Source organism: Kosakonia arachidis (genome assembly GCF_900116535.1).
In the GTDB taxonomy this organism is placed as follows: domain Bacteria; phylum Pseudomonadota; class Gammaproteobacteria; order Enterobacterales; family Enterobacteriaceae; genus Kosakonia; species Kosakonia arachidis.
The window spans coordinates 15,592-33,274 of record NZ_FPAU01000014.1 but is presented as its reverse complement, the minus strand read 5'-3'; the positions used below and the strand labels follow the sequence as shown (position 1 = coordinate 33,274).

At 53.4% G+C, this 17,683-nt stretch carries 18 protein-coding genes and 1 pseudogene; 10 read left to right on the top strand and 9 right to left on the bottom strand.

Annotated elements, in window-relative coordinates; genetic code table 11:
• Positions 1-276 precede the first annotated feature (276 nt).
• Both ychF and pth read right to left on the bottom strand, forming a co-directional pair.
• Entirely contained in the window at positions 277-1,368 is a 1,092-nt protein-coding gene (ychF, locus tag BM427_RS24540) for a redox-regulated ATPase YchF (protein WP_090127110.1), read from the bottom strand.
• 126 nt (positions 1,369-1,494) lie between these two features.
• Complete coding sequence (gene pth, locus BM427_RS24535; protein WP_007371851.1) at positions 1,495-2,079, bottom strand: aminoacyl-tRNA hydrolase; 585 nt, start codon at positions 2,077-2,079, stop codon at positions 1,495-1,497.
• 271 nt (positions 2,080-2,350) lie between these two features.
• On the opposite strand from pth, the gene ychH reads away from it, so the two are divergent.
• Together ychH and BM427_RS26195 are read left to right on the top strand one after the other, a co-directional pair.
• Entirely contained in the window at positions 2,351-2,626 is a 276-nt protein-coding gene (gene ychH, locus BM427_RS24530; RefSeq protein WP_090127107.1) for a stress-induced protein YchH, read from the top strand.
• Between the two features lie 47 nt (positions 2,627-2,673).
• Positions 2,674-2,811, top strand: a pseudogene (locus BM427_RS26195) (MerR family transcriptional regulator); the annotation flags it as partial.
• Here the strand turns inward: BM427_RS26195 and dauA are convergent.
• From dauA to lolB, 4 genes are all read right to left on the bottom strand, one after another.
• The gene (dauA, locus tag BM427_RS24525) at positions 2,797-4,476 is read right to left on the bottom strand and encodes a C4-dicarboxylic acid transporter DauA (RefSeq protein ID WP_090127105.1); all 1,680 of its coding nucleotides are present in this window, start codon (positions 4,474-4,476) and stop codon (positions 2,797-2,799) included. The pseudogene BM427_RS26195 and the gene dauA sit on opposite strands and share 15 nt — an antisense overlap.
• Before the next feature lie 108 nt (positions 4,477-4,584).
• The gene (prs, locus tag BM427_RS24520) at positions 4,585-5,532 is read right to left on the bottom strand and encodes a ribose-phosphate diphosphokinase (RefSeq protein WP_090127116.1); all 948 of its coding nucleotides are present in this window, start codon (positions 5,530-5,532) and stop codon (positions 4,585-4,587) included.
• Between the two features lie 123 nt (positions 5,533-5,655).
• Positions 5,656-6,522 (bottom strand): 4-(cytidine 5'-diphospho)-2-C-methyl-D-erythritol kinase, encoded by an 867-nt coding sequence (ispE, locus tag BM427_RS24515; RefSeq protein WP_090127103.1) that lies wholly within the window; start codon positions 6,520-6,522, stop codon positions 5,656-5,658.
• A complete protein-coding gene (gene lolB / locus BM427_RS24510) occupies positions 6,519-7,142 on the bottom strand; it encodes a lipoprotein insertase outer membrane protein LolB (protein WP_090127101.1) in 624 nt (207 codons plus the stop codon). Before lolB ends, ispE begins: the two co-directional genes overlap by 4 nt.
• Before the next feature lie 201 nt (positions 7,143-7,343).
• Here lolB and hemA point away from each other — a divergent pair, with 201 nt between their 5' ends.
• The 6 genes from hemA to kdsA are packed head-to-tail and all read left to right on the top strand — an operon-like array spanning position 7,344 to position 12,663.
• Complete coding sequence (gene hemA, locus BM427_RS24505; protein WP_090127114.1) at positions 7,344-8,600, top strand: glutamyl-tRNA reductase; 1,257 nt, start codon at positions 7,344-7,346, stop codon at positions 8,598-8,600.
• A 41-nt stretch (positions 8,601-8,641) separates the two neighbouring features.
• Entirely contained in the window at positions 8,642-9,724 is a 1,083-nt protein-coding gene (gene prfA, locus BM427_RS24500) for a peptide chain release factor 1 (RefSeq protein WP_090127099.1), read from the top strand.
• Entirely contained in the window at positions 9,724-10,563 is an 840-nt protein-coding gene (gene prmC, locus BM427_RS24495; RefSeq protein ID WP_090127097.1) for a peptide chain release factor N(5)-glutamine methyltransferase, read from the top strand. The genes prfA and prmC overlap by 1 nt, the downstream gene beginning before the upstream one ends.
• A 6-nt stretch (positions 10,564-10,569) precedes the next feature.
• Positions 10,570-10,962 carry an invasion regulator SirB2 gene (gene sirB2 / locus BM427_RS24490; RefSeq protein WP_090127096.1) on the top strand — a complete coding sequence of 131 codons (393 nt, stop codon included), beginning with the start codon at positions 10,570-10,572 and terminating at the stop codon, positions 10,960-10,962.
• A gap of 3 nt (positions 10,963-10,965) precedes the next feature.
• Positions 10,966-11,775, top strand: coding sequence for an invasion regulator SirB1 (gene sirB1 / locus BM427_RS24485; protein WP_090127094.1), 810 nt, complete (start codon positions 10,966-10,968; stop codon positions 11,773-11,775).
• Positions 11,776-11,811: 36 nt separating this feature from the next.
• On the top strand, positions 11,812-12,663 hold the full coding sequence (gene kdsA, locus BM427_RS24480; RefSeq protein ID WP_090127092.1) for a 3-deoxy-8-phosphooctulonate synthase: 852 nt from the start codon (positions 11,812-11,814) through the stop codon (positions 12,661-12,663).
• A gap of 52 nt (positions 12,664-12,715) precedes the next feature.
• Here kdsA and chaA read toward each other — a convergent pair whose 3' ends face one another.
• Complete coding sequence (gene chaA, locus BM427_RS24475) at positions 12,716-13,816, bottom strand: sodium-potassium/proton antiporter ChaA (RefSeq protein WP_090127090.1); 1,101 nt, start codon at positions 13,814-13,816, stop codon at positions 12,716-12,718.
• Positions 13,817-14,237: 421 nt separating this feature from the next.
• Here chaA and chaB point away from each other — a divergent pair, with 421 nt between their 5' ends.
• Both chaB and BM427_RS24465 read left to right on the top strand, forming a co-directional pair.
• Positions 14,238-14,468, top strand: coding sequence for a putative cation transport regulator ChaB (chaB, locus tag BM427_RS24470; protein WP_090127088.1), 231 nt, complete (start codon positions 14,238-14,240; stop codon positions 14,466-14,468).
• 172 nt (positions 14,469-14,640) lie between these two features.
• Positions 14,641-15,339, top strand: a complete 699-nt coding sequence (locus BM427_RS24465) for a gamma-glutamylcyclotransferase (RefSeq protein WP_090127086.1) — start codon at positions 14,641-14,643, stop codon at positions 15,337-15,339.
• Between the two features lie 4 nt (positions 15,340-15,343).
• Here BM427_RS24465 and BM427_RS24460 read toward each other — a convergent pair whose 3' ends face one another.
• Positions 15,344-15,589 carry a DUF1883 domain-containing protein gene (locus BM427_RS24460; protein ID WP_090127084.1) on the bottom strand — a complete coding sequence of 82 codons (246 nt, stop codon included), beginning with the start codon at positions 15,587-15,589 and terminating at the stop codon, positions 15,344-15,346.
• A gap of 215 nt (positions 15,590-15,804) precedes the next feature.
• Positions 15,805-17,589: a methyl-accepting chemotaxis protein gene (locus BM427_RS24455; protein ID WP_090127082.1), complete on the bottom strand. Its 1,785-nt coding sequence runs from the start codon at positions 17,587-17,589 to the stop codon at positions 15,805-15,807.
• Between the last annotated feature and the right edge of the window lie 94 nt (positions 17,590-17,683).

Here is a 17,683-nt window from a genome sequence, read left to right as displayed (position 1 = left end):
ATGTTCGACAAGTTGCGTCAGAGTGGCAAGTTGTGGGATGCGAAACGGGTTTACCGGGTATACCGATTGTTAAAGTTGAATCTGAAACGCAAGGGAAAAAAACGTCTCATGATAATGGAAACGGATTGCACTCATCTATGTACTCATTTTAGACTGCGCTTCCATGAGATCATATGAGACAATGTGGAATAAAAAATCCACGCAAGTGCGTGGATTTTAGAGAGTTTTGTGAGCTTCATAAGATGTTCTGACACCTCATGAGACAACAAAACTTATTTAGACGTTGAACAGGAAGTTCATCACATCGCCATCTTTAACGATGTACTCTTTGCCTTCGGCACGCATTTTGCCGGCTTCTTTCGCGCCTTGCTCGCCTTTGTAAGCGATAAAGTCTTCATAAGCGATGGTTTGTGCGCGAATAAAGCCTTTTTCGAAGTCGGTGTGGATTTTCCCGGCGGCCTGCGGTGCTGTTGCGCCAACCGGGATTGTCCAGGCGCGAACCTCTTTCACCCCAGCGGTGAAGTAGGTTTGCAGGTTCAGCAGGGCATAACCGGCGCGGATCACGCGGTTCAGGCCCGGCTCTTCAAGCCCGAGTTCGGCCATGAACTCATCGCGCTCTTCGTCATCCAACTCGGCGATATCCGCTTCAACCGCGGCACAAACCGGCACCACGACGGAGCCTTCTTTTTCCGCAATCTCGCGAACCTGGTCCAGATACGGGTTGTTTTCGAAACCATCTTCATTGACGTTAGCGATGTACATGGTCGGTTTCAGCGTCAGGAAGGTCAGGTAACGAATGGCTTCTTTCTCTTCTCTGCTCAGATCCAGTGCACGCAGCATACCGGCGTTTTCCAGTTGCGGCAGGCATTTTTCCAGCGCGGCCAGCTCAACTTTCGCGTCCTTATCGCCGCCTTTTGCTTTCTTGGACACGCGGTGAATAGCGCGTTCGCAGGTTTCCAGGTCGGAAAGCGCCAGTTCGGTGTTGATAACGTCGATATCTTCCGCCGGATCAACTTTACCGGCAACGTGGATGATATTGTCGTTTTCAAAGCAGCGTACCACGTGGCCGATGGCTTCGGTCTCGCGGATGTTGGTCAGGAACTGGTTCCCCAGACCTTCACCTTTGGATGCGCCTTTTACCAGACCGGCGATATCAACAAATTCCATCGTGGTTGGCAGAATGCGCTGAGGCTTAACGATTTCCGCGAGTTTGTCCAGACGCGGATCGGGCATCGGTACGACACCGGTGTTCGGCTCAATAGTACAGAAGGGGAAGTTTGCCGCTTCAATACCTGCTTTGGTGAGCGCGTTGAACAGGGTGGATTTACCTACGTTGGGCAGGCCAACGATACCGCATTTGAATCCCATGATGTAATTACCTTAATCTCTTGATAATCAATCCGTTGAGTAAAACGGATTGCAGAAAAGTGAATAACTTTGGCTATTATACACGTAACCAATGTAACGCGCGGTAAAATTGCCTCTGCAGTGGGGTTACTGTGCCTTAAAGGCGTGAAGGCGGTTAGTGGCTTTGGTTAAACCGTCCTTCAGCCAGATCTCTGTACAACGCGCCGCTTCGTCAACGGCTTCATCGATCAGCTTCTGTTCAGAAACCGGCGGTTTACCCAGAACAAAACCGACAACTTTGTTTTTATCCCCCGGATGGCCGATACCCACACGCAAACGGTGAAAATTGGGGTTATTCCCCAGTTTGCTAATGATGTCTTTCAGACCGTTATGACCTCCGTGGCCGCCGCCCAGTTTGAACTTCGCCACGCCTGGCGGCAGATCCAGTTCGTCATGCGCGACAAGGATTTCATCCGGGTTGATGCGGTAAAAAGTTGCCATCGCTGCTACCGCTTTGCCGCTCAGGTTCATAAAGGTGGTCGGTACCAACAGACGCACATCTTCACCTGCCAGATTAATGCGCGAGGTGTAGCCGAAGAATTTCGGTTCATCGCGCAGTGGCGCGCGTGCGCGTTCTGCCAGTAAATCGACATACCAGGCGCCCGCATTGTGGCGTGTCGCAGCGTATTCAGCGCCAGGGTTCGCCAGCCCGACAATCAGTTTAATCGTCACTTTTTATTCCTGACCAGGTCAATATCCGTCGCGTAGTTTACGTTGTGCGGGGCGCGATGACAAAATTCTCACTGTACCAGGTGGAAAATGATAATGATTGCTCATCTGAATCATTCAAATTTCAAGGAGTTCAATCGCTTATTTGTAAACTTTTGTTAGTGAAACATTTATAATTGTGATCGTGCACGCAACCACCAAAAAGAACACTGTCTATACTTTAACCACAAGGATTGGGGATTTCCCATCCAACCCATCGTTCCGGAGGTGACATATGAAACGCAAAAATTCTTCGTTACTCGGTAATGCGCTCATGGGGTTGGGGTTAGTAGTGATGGTTGTCGGTGTTGCTTACTCTATTTTAAACCAGCTTCCGCAGCTTAACCTGCCACAATTTCTTGCGCACGGCGCGATACTGAGTATCTTCCTCGGAGCTGTTCTCTGGCTCGCAGGTGCCCGCGTAGGAGGCCATGAGCAGGTTAGCGATAAATACTGGTGGGTCCGCCACTATGACAAACGCTGCCGCCGTGACAGGCAACATCACATCTAAATACGAATTTTTCAATAACGGCTCCTGATCGAGCCGTTTTTTTTGTGTTCCGCACTGCGATGCAGCAAGAACCGCATCTGATGAAGGGGACATGGGTGACGCCCGAAGTACTGCAAGGGTTACAACGGGCGATAGAGGTGATGATGCGGAATCGCTATTCCGCATCCGGTTCACAGATCGGCTAATGCCGCATCACGATTAGGGAAGAAAGCCAGTCGGCCAGGGATAGGCTGCACGCCAGCGCGCGCCAGGGTACGCAGCGGCTGAAATTCCAGGTTGCTGACCCGCAGCTCGGTACCTTCCGGCAGGCGGGTTACAAAACGGCGGAACGCATCCAGCCCGCCAGCATCCAGCACAGGTACTGCATCCCACTTCAGCACGACAATTCGCTTGCCGGCGATGCGGGTCTCCAGATCGTTGAACACACCTTCCGCGGCGGCAAAGAACAGCGGGCCAATAACGCGCAGTACCAGCACATCATCCGGCACAATGACATTCACCGCTGCCAGGCGCGTCATCTGCGCAATGCGGCGCATGAATAGCAGCGATGCCAGCACAATCCCGACGCTAATGGCGATAACCATATCGAACAGCACCGTAAGCGACATGCAAAGCAACATCACCACTATGTCATCGGCGGGAGCGCGGCGCAGCAGATCGATGACTTTGTGCGCTTCACTCATATTCCACGCCACCATTAACAACAGCGCGGCCATCGCCGACAGCGGCAGCCAGGAGAGCAGCGGTGCCAGCGCCAGTAACGCCAGGATCACCAGCAGTGCATGTATCACGGCAGAAATGGGCGAGGTGGCACCAGCGCGCACGTTAGCTGCAGAGCGGGCAATCGCCGCCGTCGCGGTGATCCCGCCAAAGAACGGCGCGATAATATTCCCGATCCCCTGGCCAATCAGCTCACTGTTGGCTTTGTGTTTGGTGCCGGTCATCCCGTCCAGCACCACCGCGCAGAGCAGCGATTCAATAGCGCCCAGCATGGCCATCGAAAATGCGGCAGGCAGCATCGCCTGGAGTGAATTCCAGCTCATGTTGAAATTCGAACCCGGTAGATCCCACGGCAATACCAGCTGCGGCAGAAGCTGAGGGATACCGTTGCCCTGCGTGCCATCCGCCAATGTGTACTGGAACTGAGAACCGATAGTGGCAACATGGCCGCCGAGCAGGTTCACCACCAGCATAACAGCACAGCCTGCCAGCAGTGCAGGCAAGTGACCGGGCAAGCGTAAACGTAAACGCGGCCAGAGAACCAGCGTCGCCAGTGTCGTCACGCCGATGGCTGCATCGCCAAAATTAATGGTGGGCAACGCCATCACCAGCGCGCCAACTTTTTGCAGGTAATGTTCCGGGACATGTGACATATGCAGTCCGAGAAAATCTTTAAGCTGCATTGTAGCAATGGTGATGCCAATACCGGAGGTAAAACCGAGCGTCACGGAAAGCGGAATATATTCAATCAATCGACCAAAGCGCGCCAGCCCGAAGAGGATCAGGAACACCCCGGACATCAATGTGGCAACCAGCAGGCCCGCAAGGCCAAACTGTTGTGAAACGGGGTAGAGGATCACTACAAACGCAGCGGTCGGGCCGGAAACACTATAGCGCGAGCCGCCGCTCAGGGCGATAACGATACCGGCAATCGCCGAAGTATACAGGCCATATTGCGGCGCGACGCCGCTGCCAATTGCCAGCGCCATCGACAGAGGAATGGCGATAATCCCGACGGTGATACCGGCGATGAGATCGCGGGTAAAGCGAGCCATCGTGTATTTTTCTTTCCAGCACGCCTCAATTAACGCGCGGAAAGGCAGAACTTGTGGAGTGAAAAATTTATTCACGATGCTATTTCATCCTGAAGGTGGAAATAAATAATGACCTGATAAATCATACAAATAACATTCAAGGATAAAAAAACCCGCCGTAGCGGGTTTTCTATTCAGCAGCGATTAATGTTCGAACATCGCAGAAATAGATTCTTCGTTGCTGATACGACGGATAGCTTCGGCCAGCATGCCAGACAGCGTCAGCGTACGTACGTTAGGCAGCGCTTTGATCTCGTCGCTCAGCGGAATGGTGTCGCAGACCACCACTTCGTCAATCAAGGAGTTGCGCAAGTTGTTCACCGCATTACCAGAGAAAATCGGGTGTGTCGCGTAAGCAAATACGCGTTTTGCACCACGTTCTTTCAGCGCTTCTGCTGCTTTGCACAGCGTACCGCCGGTGTCGATCATATCGTCAACCAGTACGCAGTCGCGGTTAGCTACGTCGCCGATGATGTGCATCACCTGAGAGACGTTAGCACGTGGGCGACGTTTGTCGATGATCGCCATATCGGTATCGTTCAGCAGTTTAGCGATAGCACGGGCGCGCACCACGCCGCCAATGTCCGGAGAAACCACGATAGGGTTGTCCAGGTTCAGTTGCAGCATATCTTCGAGCAGGATCGGGCTACCAAATACGTTGTCAACCGGCACATCGAAGAAGCCCTGAATCTGTTCAGCATGCAAGTCAACGGTCAACACGCGGTCAACGCCAACGCTGGAAAGAAAATCAGCAACGACTTTCGCGGTAATTGGCACACGGGCTGAACGCACACGGCGATCCTGGCGGGCGTAGCCGAAATAAGGAATGACCGCGGTGATACGGCCTGCGGAAGCACGACGCAGCGCATCAACCATAACAACCAGTTCCATCAGGTTGTCGTTTGTGGGAGCACAAGTGGACTGGATGATGAAAATATCACCACCGCGTACGTTTTCATTAATTTGTACGCTGACTTCGCCGTCACTAAAGCGACCTACAGCGGCGTCGCCGAGAGAAGTGTACAGGCGGTTGGCAATACGTTGTGCTAGTTCCGGGGTAGCGTTACCAGCAAAAAGCTTCATATCAGGCACGAGAAGAACCTCAGGCATGCGTCCAGTGGCGGATAGAATGCGCCAGAATGTGCGGTCAGGGCGAAATTCTATCCATGCGGTGTATTAAAGAGCGCGATGCAACGTCTGGAACATGTGACGTTGTCACCGGAGCTCAGCTTGCCCGGCGATGGTTTGTGCTAGCGGCGAGAGGTTGACGCCTCGCGCGACAAAACCGTGCAGCCATTCCGGGGCTTGCTCAAGCACCTGACGAGCGGCGGATTCGGTGTCAAATTCGGAAAAGACACAGGCTCCTGTGCCAGTCAGGCGCGACGGCGCGTATTCTAACAGCCAGGAAAGCGCGGCATCAACCTCGCGAAAACGTTTTCTTGCGATAACCTCGCAATCGTTGCCGAATTCACAATTTAGCAACGTTTCAATTGACCGCTTCGGCGTCGCTCTTGGCAACTCGGGATCTTTAAAAATCACTGGCGTGGGAATGCTGACGCCCGGATGCGCCACCAGATACCATTTCTCAGGTGGATTAACCGGCGTCAGGATCTCACCAATTCCCTCGGCAAAGGCCGCATGCCCGCGCACAAATACCGGGACATCCGCGCCCAGTTGCAGGCCAAGCGCTGCCAGTTCGTCAACGCTCAGTTGGCAGCGCCATAAATGATTCAACGCGACCAGCACGGTCGCGGCATTTGATGAGCCGCCGCCGAGGCCACCGCCCATTGGCAGACGTTTATCAATCGCAATGTCGGCACCGCTGCCCTCAGGATAACGCCCTGTTTCGCTAGCGTGTTTGATCAGCAAACGTGCAGCACGCACGATCAGATTCTCTTCGTCAGGCACCCCGGCAACCGGGGTTAACAGACGAATTTCTCCGTCGCTGCGGGGGTCGATGGTCAGCGTATCACCATAATCGAGAAACTGAAAAAGCGTCTGTAAGGTGTGATAACCATCAGCTCGCTGGCCGGTAATGTATAAAAACAGGTTAAGTTTTGCCGGAGCGGGCCAGGTCGTCATTTTACAATCCAGTTATCCATTTTCAGCTTGATACGCTGGCTGCCGTCGCTCAGTTCCATATTTGCGGGCATTGCCGGTTGGGTTTTGTTGTCATATCCACCATAAACGACTTTCCAGCTTTTACCGCCCTGGCTGTAGTTCAGTTCGCTCAGGCGGTACTGATCGTCAAGTTTGTAATCGGTGGCATTGCCCGGCAGACCGAGGATCCACTGGCGCAGGCTATTGAGTGGAATAGGCATGCCGGTCAACTTGCCAATCATCTCTTCGGCATCGTCAGCGGTATAGCGCTGGCCTTTATTATCAACCAGTTGCACACTACCCGGCTGCGCATTCAGCTCCAGTTCAGAACTGCCCAATGGGTTGGTTAGCAACAGACGGTAACGATCTTCGCCGGTCTGCTGCCAGAAAAAGCGGGCGTAGACTTTTTGTTGATCGGACAGGTAAGCGAAGGCACCGCGGGTCTGATACTGGCTTAAGGCGCGCACCTGCTGCTCATGCTGACGCCACTGCGGAGAATCCGGGCTTTGCCCCGGCCCTTTGGGTGCGTTGAGCGTACAGGCGGTCAAAACGAGGCTGGCCAGCGGCAGCAGGCGAATAAAGCGGAAGTCCGACAGAGTCATAACGATGACAAATCCTTGAGAGAGGTTGCGGTGATTAGGCTTAATGCTAGCGCCGCACTGTAACAGCGTCTACGTTCAAGTTGTCTTAAATCATTAAAATTCCAATTACTCCGAAAGGAGAGTCTCTCTTTTATTGACCGTGCGCATCCTGTATGATGCGTGCAGTCTAACCTTATCAACGTTGGTACTATTCCCGCGCTCATGACCCTTTTAGCTCTTGGCATCAACCACAAAACGGCTCCCGTTTCGCTGCGAGAACGCATTGCATTTTCGCCGGATACGCTTGACCAGGCGCTGGAAAGCCTGCTCTCGCAGCCGATGGTGCAGGGGGGGGTGGTGCTTTCAACCTGTAACCGCACTGAGCTTTATTTAAGCGTCGAAGAGCAGGAAAACTTGCATGAAGCGCTGGTTCGCTGGTTGTGTGATTACCACCACCTGAGCGAAGAGGAAGTACGCCAGAGTCTTTACTGGCATCAGGATAATGACGCCGTCAGCCATTTAATGCGCGTGGCGAGCGGGCTGGATTCGCTGGTGCTTGGCGAGCCGCAAATTCTCGGCCAGGTGAAAAAAGCTTATGCCGATTCGCAGCGCGGGCATGGCAATGCCAGCGATCTGGAGCGCATGTTCCAGAAATCCTTCTCCGTGGCCAAACGGGTGCGTACGGAAACCGATATTGGTGCCAGTGCTGTGTCGGTCGCCTTTGCCGCCTGTACGCTGGCGCGGCAGATCTTTGAATCCCTCTCGACGGTCACCGTATTACTGGTTGGCGCGGGAGAAACTATTGAGCTGGTTGCCCGCCATCTGCACGAACACAAAGTGCAAAAGATGATCATCGCTAACCGTACGCGAGAACGCGCCCAGGTGCTGGCGGAGGAAGTTGACGCGGACGTTATCTCTCTGAGCGAAATCGACGAGCGTTTGAAAGACGCTGATATTGTTATTAGTTCTACCGCCAGCCCGTTGCCGATCATTGGTAAAGGGATGGTGGAACGCGCGATGAAAGCACGACGTAACCAACCGATGCTGTTGGTGGATATTGCCGTGCCGCGTGACGTTGAGCCGGAAGTGGGGAAAGTAGCCAACGCTTATCTCTACAGCGTCGACGATCTGCAAAGCATCATTCAGCACAACCTGGCTCAGCGTAAAGCCGCTGCGGTACAGGCAGAAACCATCGTTGCCCAGGAAACCAGCGAATTTATGTCATGGCTGCGCGCGCAAAGCGCCAGCGAGACTATCCGTGAATACCGCAGCCATTCCGAAGCCGTGCGCGATGAGTTGACCGCCAAAGCGCTGGCTGCACTGGCGCAGGGTGGCGATCCGCAGGTTATCATGCAGGACCTCGCGTGGAAACTAACTAACCGCTTGATCCACGCCCCAACCAAATCTCTTCAGCAGGCCGCCCGTGACGGGGATGATGAGCGCCTGCATACCTTGCGCAACAGCCTCGGGCTGGATTAGCACAATAACACTCTCGATTATTAAAAGGTGCATTTACGCCTATGAAGTCCTCTATCGTTGCCAAGCTGGAAGCCCTGCATGAACGTCATGAAGAAGTTCAGGCGCTGCTGGGTGATGCGCAAACTATCGCTGACCAGGATCGTTTCCGCGCGCTGTCGCGGGAATATGCGCAGCTAAGCGATGTGTCACGCTGTTTTACTGACTGGCAACAGGTTCAGGAAGATATTGAAACGGCACAGATGATGCTCGACGACCCGGAAATGCGTGAAATGGCGCAGGAAGAGTTGCGCGATGCGAAAGAGAAAAGCGAACAGCTGGAGCAGCATTTACAGGTTTTACTCTTGCCGAAAGATGCGGATGATGAACGCAATGCCTTCGTTGAAGTTCGCGCGGGTACGGGCGGTGACGAAGCGGCATTATTTGCCGGCGATCTGTTTCGTATGTATAGCCGCTATGCGGAAGCCCGCCGCTGGCGGGTGGAGATCATGAGCGCTAACGATGGTGAACATGGCGGCTATAAAGAAGTGATCGCCAAAATCAGCGGTGAGGGCGTCTACGGGCGTCTGAAGTTTGAATCGGGCGGCCATCGCGTGCAGCGCGTCCCGGCGACCGAATCGCAGGGGCGTATTCACACTTCAGCCTGTACTGTTGCCGTCATGCCGGAGCTGCCTGAAGCTGAGCTGCCGGATATCAGCCCGGGGGATCTGCGTATTGATACTTTCCGCTCCTCCGGCGCGGGCGGTCAGCACGTTAACACCACCGACTCGGCAATCCGTATTACCCACTTGCCGACAGGGATTGTGGTCGAATGTCAGGACGAACGTTCACAACATAAAAACAAAGCCAAGGCGATGTCGGTGCTGGGTGCGCGTATCCACGCAGCAGAAATGGCGAAACGCCAGCAGGCTGAAGCATCAACCCGCCGCAATTTGCTGGGCAGCGGCGATCGTAGCGATCGCAATCGCACATACAATTTTCCGCAGGGGCGCGTTACCGATCACCGCATCAACTTGACGCTCTATCGTCTTGATGAGGTGATGGAAGGCAAGCTTGATATGTTGATCGAACCGATTGTGCAAGAGTACCAGGCCGATCAACTGGCAGCGCTTTCCGAGCAGGAATGATGGACTATCAACAGTGGTTGCGTGCGGCAATAGGCCAGTTACAGACGAGCGAAAGCCCGCGCCGCGACGCTGAAATTCTGCTGGGGTTTGTGACCGGCAAAACACGCACCTTCATTCTCGCTTTTGGTGAAACCGTGCTTACGTCGGAACAGCAGCTGCAACTTGATGCGCTGCTGGCGCGCCGGGCGCTTGGCGAACCGGTGGCGCATTTGGTTGGCGAGCGTGAATTCTGGTCGCTGCCGCTGTTTGTCTCGCCAGTGACGCTGATCCCGCGCCCGGACACGGAGTGCCTGGTCGAACAGGCGTTAAACCGTCTTCCCACTTCGCCATGTCGTATTCTCGATCTGGGTACCGGCACCGGGGCAATTGCGCTGGCGCTGGCCAGCGAACGACCGGATTGCCACGTTACGGCCGTCGATGTGGTTGCAGAGGCGGTAACACTGGCGCAACGCAATGCGGAACATCTGGCGATGACTAACGTCAACATCCTGCAAAGCTGCTGGTTCAGTGCGCTTACAGGGCAGCAGTTCACCATGATTGTCAGCAATCCTCCCTATATAGATGCGCAGGATCCGCATCTCGCACAGGGAGATGTCCGTTTTGAACCGCAAAGCGCGCTGGTGGCGGCCGATCATGGTCTCGCCGATTTACAAACCATCATTTGCGACGCGCGACACTTTCTGCTGCCGGGCGGCTGGCTGCTGCTGGAACATGGCTGGCAGCAAGGCGCGGCGGTGCGTGCGCTATTTTCACAATATGGCTGGCAGGAGGTGAATACCTGCCGGGATTATGGCGGTAATGAGCGGCTGACGTTGGGAAAGCGGCCTTTACAGGAGTAATGCGCGATGCACGCTTTTAATATATTGATTTCATTGCATTTGACCTGCGTTGCGTTGACCATTAGTCTGTTCGTTTTACGCTACTGGTGGCGCTGGACGAATAATCCGCACGCCCGGGCCGGCTGGGTACGGGTGGCGCCGCATGTGGTCGACAGCGTGCTGCTGTTAAGCGGCGGCGGGTTGATGTGGGTAACGGGCTATTTCCCTTTTACTGTTAAAGGTGCATGGCTGACTGAAAAGCTGTTTGGCGTTATCATCTACATTGCTTTGGGTTTTATTGCGCTGGGGCGACATCGTCCGCGCAGCCAGCAAACGGGTTTTATCGCCTTTATGCTGGGGCTGGTGGTGCTGTACATCATCATTAAACTCGCCGCCACAAAAGTACCGATACTGGGGTAAGAAATGAGGTCGTTAGCTGATTTCGAATTTAACAACGCGCCATTATGCGACGGGATGATCCTTGTTTCAGAGCTGATTCGCGATGATTTTCCTTCACTGTACGTGCATGAAGAGCTGGAACGGTTGCTGAGCCTGGCGCGAGAGGAAATAAGTCAGGCGAAGCCTCAGGACTGGCAGTTGGAAAAGCTCATTGAGTTGTTTTACGGGGAATGGGGCTTTAAAGACACGCGTGGGGTTTACCGCCTGTCTGATGCATTGTGGCTGGATAAGGTGCTGGAAAATCGTCAGGGAAGCGCCGTATCGCTGGGGGCTATTTTATTGTGGGTCGCCGGGCATCTCGACATTCCGCTGACGCCGGTCATTTTCCCGACGCAGTTGATCCTGCGTGCCGAGTGGCTGGATGGTGAAATGTGGCTCATTAACCCTTTTAATGGCGACACGCTGGACGAACATACACTCGAAGTGTGGCTGAAGGGGAATATCAGCCCGGTCACCGAGCTGTTTAACGAAGATCTGGATGAAGCCGACAACGCTGAAGTGATCCGCAAGCTGCTGGATACCTTAAAGTCAGCGCTGATGGAAGAGCAGCAGATGGAGCTGGCATTGCGCGCCAGTGAAGCCCTGTTACAGTTTAATCCGGAAGATCCTTACGAAATCCGTGACCGTGGGCTGATTTACGCCCAGCTTGATTGCGATCATGTGGCATTGCACGACCTGAGTTATTTCGTCGAGCAGTGTCCGGAGGATCCCATAAGCGAGATGATCCGCGCACAAATCAACACGATTTCACACAAACAGATTACCCTGCATTAAAAGTAAGTTCCGATTCACACTTGATAAGGCGATTTTATGAAACAAAAAGTGGTCAGCATTGGCGACATTAACGTTGCGAACGATCTGCCGTTTGTGCTGTTTGGTGGTATGAACGTGCTGGAATCCCGCGATCTGGCGATGCGCATTTGCGAACACTACGTGACTGTGACCCAGAAATTGGGCATTCCGTATGTGTTCAAAGCCTCTTTTGATAAAGCCAACCGTTCTTCCATCAAGTCCTATCGCGGGCCGGGTCTGGAAGAGGGGATGAAAATTTTTCAGGAACTGAAACAGACCTTTGGTGTAAAAGTGATCACCGACGTGCATGAAGCTTCCCAGGCGCAGACGGTAGCCGATGTGGTCGACGTGATTCAGCTTCCGGCGTTCCTTGCCCGCCAGACCGACCTGGTGGAAGCGATGGCGAAAACCGGCGCAGTAATTAACGTGAAAAAACCGCAGTTCGTAAGCCCAGGCCAGATGGGCAATATCGTGGATAAATTCCATGAAGGTGGCAATGACAAAGTGATCCTCTGCGACCGCGGCGCCAACTTCGGCTATGACAACCTGGTTGTAGATATGCTTGGTTTTGGTGTGATGAAGAAAGTTTCCAATAACTCACCGGTCATTTTTGACGTAACCCACGCATTGCAATGCCGCGACCCGTTTGGTTCGGCTTCAGGCGGCCGCCGCGCGCAGGTCACTGAACTGGCTCGCGCAGGGATGGCAACCGGTCTGGCCGGCCTGTTTATTGAAGCGCACCCGGATCCGGACAACGCGAAATGCGATGGTCCGTCCGCGTTGCCGCTGGACAAACTCGAACCGTTCCTCAAGCAGATCAAAGCGATTGATGATCTGGTGAAAAGCTTCGACGAACTCGACACCGAGTAAAAAACAAAACCCCGCAAAATGCGGGGTTTTTTATCGACCAGGTAAAATAGCGTCAGGCAAATATTGTCATCAGGTAGGCCGCAAACAGCGCCATATGCGCAGCACCGTTCAGTACATTAGTACGGCCAGTCGAGAAGGAGAGCTGGCACAGCAGCAGCGAGGCCACCATCACAATCATTTCCGGCGCGCCAAGGCCAAAAACCAGGTGATTATCGGTGATCCACGCAATCAGCGTGACGACCGGAACCGTCAGGGAAATTGTGGCCAGCACTGAACCAAAAAACAGATTCATGGCGCGCTGCACCTGATTATTCAGCACCGCTTTCAGCGCCCCAAGACCTTCCGGCGACAGAATCAGCAGCGCCACCAGGAAACCGGTAAAAGCGACGGGCGCATTCATCTGCGTCAGCAGTGCTTCCAGCGGTTTTGCGTTCATCTTGGTCACTGCGATCACCGCAATCAGATGTACGATCAGCCATACGGTATGCCACAAATTCCCATGTGCAGACGGCTTGCCATGATGTGGATCGTCGTCGTCGCTTTCGTCTTCATGCTCGTAAACAAACAAACTCTGATGCGTTTTGGTCTGAATAAGCAAAAACACGCCGTACATCGCCGCCGAGATTAACGCTACCAGCAGCGACTGAGCAATAGTGAAATTGGCGTCTGGCAGTGCCATTGGGAACACCAGCACAATAACCGCCAGCGGGAACAGGGCGATGAGATACTGTTTGATACCAAACAGATTCATATACTGGGTGGCGAATTTACGCCCGCCGAGCAGCAGTGAGAACCCAACCAGCCCGCCGGTGACAATCATGATGATAGAGTAAAGCGTGTCTCGCATCAGCGTTGGCGCGGCATCGCCTGTCGCCATCAGCGCGGAAATCAGGCTCACTTCGAGGATCACTACCGAAAGACTCAGAATCAGCGAACCGTAGGGCTCACCGAGGCGGTGTGCGAGTACGTCAGCATGTCGAACCACGCTAAAGGCGCTGGCAAGAATACCGATCAGCGCCAGAATATTGATGCCAATCACCACTGGCAATGACTGCGAACTTCCCCAGAAAAGCAGCACTGCCAGCGCGAGTACCGGGAAAATAAGGGATGTCTCCTTGTGGCGGGTTTTAACCGCTTCGTGCGTTGTTGCCATTATGATGCTCCGTCATAGTGCAGGTATGCCCGTCATACTTCAAGCTGCATGTGCGTTGGCTTTCCTCGCTCACCCCGGTCCCTTACTTCAGTAAGCTCCTGGGGATTCACTGCGTCGCCGCCTTCCTGCAACTCGAATTATTTAGGGTATATATATGGATTATAGACAAAATTATCAGCGTACTAAGATAGCAAAAAATCGGCACTTTTAGGTGGGTTTTTACTCATTTTTACTGTTTTGTTATTTTTTTATTTCAGCTCTTTAAAAAAACATCTCTTATAAAAATTATCCATATCTAACAATATGATGTGATTTTTTATTTTCAATAAATAAGACAGTGGTGGCGGTTGTGTAAATGATCAGCCAGGCTTATTCATTTAGCTCATATTTAGTCCACATTTAGCCCAAAAGGAGCCAAAACATGCCTTATAAAGAGAAGTCCGATCTTCCTGATAGCGTCCAGCATGTGTTGCCTGCCCATGCACAAGAAATTTATAAAGAGGCGTTTAATAGCGCCTGGGAGCAGTACAAGGATAAAGCCGACCGGCGCGATGACGCCAGCCGCGAAGAGACGGCGCACCGTGTTGCCTGGTCGGCCGTTAAACAGGATTATGAAAAAGGCGACGACGATCGCTGGCACAAAAAGAGATAACACAATGAAATAATTCCACTTCGCCATTTATAGCCACATTCAATGTGTTGGTGCTATTGCAAGCGGCCCGTGAATTGCATATGGTGCGTAGTAAGCTGCGCTTAAAGCAGCATTTGTCGGGAAGACAGCAGTAGAGCAGTCGCAGGGAAGCAGGCAGTGGCGGAGGTAAAAGATGTTAACGCGTGATTTCTTGCGAACAGCCGATTGTAAAACGGCGTTTGGCGACATTGAGGAGTCCCTGTTATGGTCGGCGGAACAACGGGCCGCATCGCTGGCAGCGACGCTCGCTTGTCGTCCGGATGAAGGGCCGGTGTGGATTTTCGGCTACGGTTCGCTGATGTGGAACCCGGCGCTGGAATTTGAAGAGTCTTGCACCGGAACGCTGGTTGGCTGGCATCGCGCATTTTGTCTGCGTTTGACTGCGGGTCGCGGAACGGCCTGTCAGCCTGGCCGCATGCTGGCGCTGAAAGAGGGCGGCCGTACGACCGGTGTTGCTTACCGTATGCCACAGGAAACCCTTGCAGAAGAATTGTCTCTGCTGTGGAAACGCGAAATGATCACCGGCTGCTATATGCCAAGCTGGTGCAAGCTGGCGCTGGACGATGGCCGTATTATTAACGCGCTGGTGTTTATTATGGATCCACGCCATCCACTCTACGAATCCGATACCCGCGCGCAAACTATCGCCCCGTTGATTGCCTCCGCCAGCGGCCCGCTAGGCACCAATGCGCAGTATCTTTTCTCGCTTGAACAAGAACTCATTAAACTCGGTATGCACGATGACTGTCTGAATGAGCTGGTGGGGAGAGTGCGTGACTTGCTGGAGGGAGAAAAACCAGGCCCGGACCTGCAACCTGGTTTTGTCTGTTGAGCGATTATGCCGCAACGTAGCTGATTGAGTGCTCCAGCGACTGGCTGTGGCTATCGATCAGCACGTTCCAGATACCACTGTAAGGCACCGCCAGATAGGCGCTTGCGCGGTTCTGGACGCTTAAAATATCGGTCTGCTCATCAGCCGTGCTGCTTTTCTCGCTCATCAGATGAATATGACAATTTGCTGAACAACGAACGACAATCGTATCCCCGCCAAACAATCTCAAACTTGCTTTTACCACCGCCATTTTCCAACCCCGTAGTTTTATAACAACGCCTTCCGCCACGAAAACTTCTCGCGCGTGATTCTGTTCACAATTCACTCAGCCAATAACACCAAAGTGAAGGGCAACGAATGCTGATTTTGATCAAATAATGACGTAGCGATTAAACAAAAATTACATTATCTGGCGAGGGGGGAGGTCGGCGCATAAAACCTTGGGTGAAATGCGCCGAAAGAAGATTAAATGCGGAAATGCCCGGCGGTTTCAGCAAGCTCCCCGGCCTGTGAGCGCAATGCACCTGCAGCGGTGGCGGACTGGATCACCAGTTCGGCATTTTGCTGCACCATATGGTCAAGATCGATAACGGCATGATTGATCTCCTGTATGCCCTTCATCTGCTCACTCGTAGCGACGGTGATCTCGCGCATGATTACCGACACACTGTCGATGCTGGAAACAATGTCGGTCATACTGTCGCCCGCCAGCCGAACAAAGCGTGAACCCGTAGCGACACTTTCGGTGGTGGAATCAATCAGCGTTTTGATCTCTTTCGCCGCCTGAGCACTGCGGCTGGCCAGATTGCGTACTTCACCAGCGACCACGGCAAACCCGCGCCCCTGTTCACCCGCTCGCGCCGCTTCGACGGAGGCATTCAGCGCCAGAATATTCGTCTGGAAGGCGATGCCGTCAATCACGCTGGTGATATCCCCAATTTTCGCTGAAGCGGTTTCAATAGATTGCATGGTGGTTATCGCCTGTGCCACCACCTGACCGCCGTGGGATGCCGCTTCAGATGCCGCATGTGCCTGCTGATTAGCCTGAGCGGCAGCATCAGTGGACTGGGCGACCGAGGCGGTGATCTGCTCAACGGCGCTGGCCGTTTCTCGCAGGCTGGATGCCGCCTGTTCAGTCCTGCCTGAGAGATCCTGGTTACCTGCGGCAATCTCTTGGGCCGCTTGTTGTACGGATTGGCTGGAATCACGCAGTTTAACCATCACCACCGACAATTTATCGCTGAAGGCGTTAAAAGCATGAGCAATTTGCGTCACTTCATCATGACCATTCACTGGTAAACGCTGGGAAAGATCGTCGGTGCCGCTACTGATAGCATTCATCGCATCGCGAATTATCAGTAGTCTTTTAAGCATGGCCGACACTATCCAGTGCATGACTGCACCAGCAATCAGTACCAGCACGACCAATGACAGGGCGGAAGCTTTGAGCTGTGCCTGCAAACCGGACGTGGAATCTGCGCTGTCCAGCGCTACGGTCAGCAGCCAGTGGGTGCCTTTGACCGGGGTAGCTTGCAATATCTTCTGTACGCCAGCGTACTGGCCTTCGACGATTTTCCCGGCGCTCAGCCCGGCGAAACTTACACCGCTGAGCGCTTCTGTGAAGGGTTTGAGCGTCAGATTATCGTTATTAGCGGCAATCACCGTGCCGTCGCTGTCCAGCAGCAAACCGCTGCTGTTAGGCGATGGATTGATGCCGCGTACGTTAGCGACCACGCTGTCCATCGAAACATCACCAGCGACTACGCCTTTCAGTGTACCGTTCTCTTTCACCGGTACGGCGAACGTGACCACCAATTTCCCGCTACCCGCATCGACATAGGGTGCGGTCACCACTGGTGCATCCGCTTTCAGCACCTGCTGATACCACGGACGGATCGTCGGATCATAATCGGTGGGTACGCCTGTCGGATCGGAGAATTTTGCCGTTTTGCTGGCATAACCGATATACACATTGGTGAAGCCACCGGCGTGCGCCATCTGTGTGAAAATAGGCACCGGATCGTCAGTTAAGGCGACGCTTTGCAGTGAGTTGATGATCTCCATTTTACTGGCGACCCAGTCTGAGATGGCAATGCTGTGGCTGATGCTGGTGCTGTAGAGGATATCTTGCTGAGTTTGTTGATTATACTGGCGAGTGACCTGATAGTTAATAACGGTGTTAAGAAGCAAAGCGATAGCGAGACATCCCGCCGTGGCCGCAATAATGCGGGATTTAATCGTTCTAAACATAATTATGTTACCTGCTGTGTTGTCTTAAGTGGCTATCGGCAACACAACAGGCAAACTTGATGACGGAACGTCATTCATAAGAAAATCATATTAA